Origin of the sequence: Thermanaerothrix sp., assembly GCA_026417795.1 — a bacterium.
Taxonomy (GTDB): Bacteria; Synergistota; Synergistia; order Synergistales; family Synergistaceae; genus Thermanaerovibrio.
Map to the genome: position 1 here is coordinate 1 of JAOACP010000083.1, position 2,010 is coordinate 2,010.

The window sequence follows — 2,010 nt, forward strand, 5'->3', positions numbered from 1 at the left end:
GGATCATATTTCGTTTGGATTCTTAGGTGAGGCAACGTTCCCTTTTCGTTTAGATTTTACGTGAGGCAATTCGGGGGGTTGCCATGGGGGCCCACAGGTTATAACCTTCCTTGAGGGATGGGGATTGTTTTTTAGATTTAAATTAAACAAAGGAGCCCGTGAACATGATAAAGCTTTTAGCCTTTGACCTTGACGGCACCATATTGGACGACCGGGGATGCCTGCCCGCCGAAAGGGAGGAGCTTCTTAGGGAGCTGGCGGAGCGGGGCATGAGGATGACCTTCGTAACCGGCCGGATGTTCCGCTCCGCCATGAGGTTTGCGGAACGGGTGACACTTGGAGCCCCCGTGGTGGCGTACAACGGGGCCATGATCGTGGATGCCATGGGGATACGCTGGTACCACGACCCCATCCCGCCGGAGACGTCCCACCGGGTGCTGCGGTTCTTCCGGGACCTTGATGTCTACGTGCAGGCCTACCGGGACGAGGAGCTCTTGGTGGAGGAGGCCTCCTCCCCAAGGGCCAGGTACTACGCGGAGCTCTCCGGAGTTGACCCCCTGGAGATGGGAGGCGCCCTTTTTGACGAGCCCTTCGCCTCCACAAAGATACTGGCGGTGGAGGAGGACCTGGCCCGGCTGGAGCGCATCTCTAAGGAGGCCCAGCTCCGCTTCCCGGACCTTGAGTTCTACACCTCCAAGGGGCACTTCCTGGAGGTGATGCGGCGCCATGTCAACAAGGGAAGCTCCCTGGAGCTCCTCTGCGGCCTTTTGGGGCTCAAGCCCCAAGAGGTGCTGGTGATGGGGGACGGGGACAACGACCGGCACATGCTGGGGCGCTTCCCCACGTCGGTGGCGGTGGCCTCCGCGTCAAAGGGGGCCAAGGAGGCGGCCCGGTTCCAGGTCCCACCGGGGATCGACCCGGTCCGCTGGATATGGGAGAACCTGCTCCTTGCCCACCAGCCGCTGGAAGTTCGCTGACGGGCCCCTTAGGCTTGAAGTTTTTAACACGGCGGAGGTGAAAGGGCCGTCCGGGAAGGGGTTTAAGCCCTTAGAAGGGGCTTAACCCCTTATCCGGACGGCGCCAGGACGCAGGCCTTGCCCTGCAGGAGCCCTTGACCTTTTCCCATGTCCCTTGGAGCGGGCCTTCGGATGGGAGGGCATAGCCCTTTAATGGGGCTCAGCCCTTTAAGGAGGGCTCGGCCCTTTAAGGAGGCTCAGCCCTTGAAGCGCTTATCCCACTGGTCCAGTATCTCGAAGGTGGAGCTGGTGCCTATTCGGTCCGCCCCGGCGGCGAGCATGGCCAGCATCTTGCTAAGGTCCTTTATGCCCCCCGACGCCTTGACCCCCATGCGGGTACCCAATGTCTTCCGCATAAGCCGCACGGACCACTCCTCCGCGCCTCCGAAGAAGCCCGTGGAGGTCTTTACGAAGGCGGCCCCCGCGTCCCGGGCGATGTGGCAGGCCTTCACGATGGCCCCCTCGTCCCAAAGGGAGGTCTCCAATATCACCTTGACAGGCCTCCCTTGGGCCACTTGAATCACCGCCTCCAGATCCTCCTGGACCTCCCGGTACTTGCCGGAGGCGAAGAAGCTCAAGTTCATCACCACATCCAGCTCGTCGGCCCCTTCCTCAACGGCCCTCCGGGCCTCCAACGCCTTGGCCTCCGTGTAGGTGCCCCCCAGGGGAAAGCCCACCACCGCCACCACCTTCGTGGGGGAGGACTCAAGCAGGGAGGACAGGGCCTTCACGTGGCAGGGCTGAACCACCACCGCCCCAACCCCCGCCTCCTGGGCGGCCAGGGATGCCCGCTCTATGGTCCCCATGTCCGAGTCGGGCTTGAGGAACGCGTGCTCTATCTTTGAAGCCAACTCCTTGCGATCCAAGACAACCACCTCCCGCCTTATTTTACAATCTTACGCTTTACATGCCCACGCGCCGAATTGCCTCACGTAAAATCTAAACGAAAAGGGAACGTTGCCTCACCTAAGAATCCAAACGAAATATGATCCCC

2 protein-coding genes are annotated in these 2,010 nt (G+C 61.2%); one reads left to right on the forward strand and one right to left on the reverse strand.

What is annotated here, in order from left to right:
* The first annotated feature begins 164 nt into the window (after positions 1 to 164).
* On the forward strand, positions 165 to 977 hold the full coding sequence (locus N2315_09160) for an HAD-IIB family hydrolase (GenBank protein ID MCX7829342.1): 813 nt from the start codon (positions 165 to 167) through the stop codon (positions 975 to 977).
* Between the two features lie 236 nt (positions 978 to 1,213).
* Here N2315_09160 and deoC read toward each other — a convergent pair whose 3' ends face one another.
* Entirely contained in the window at positions 1,214 to 1,882 is a 669-nt protein-coding gene (deoC, locus tag N2315_09165) for a deoxyribose-phosphate aldolase (protein MCX7829343.1), read from the reverse strand.
* Positions 1,883 to 2,010: the final 128 nt, after the last annotated feature.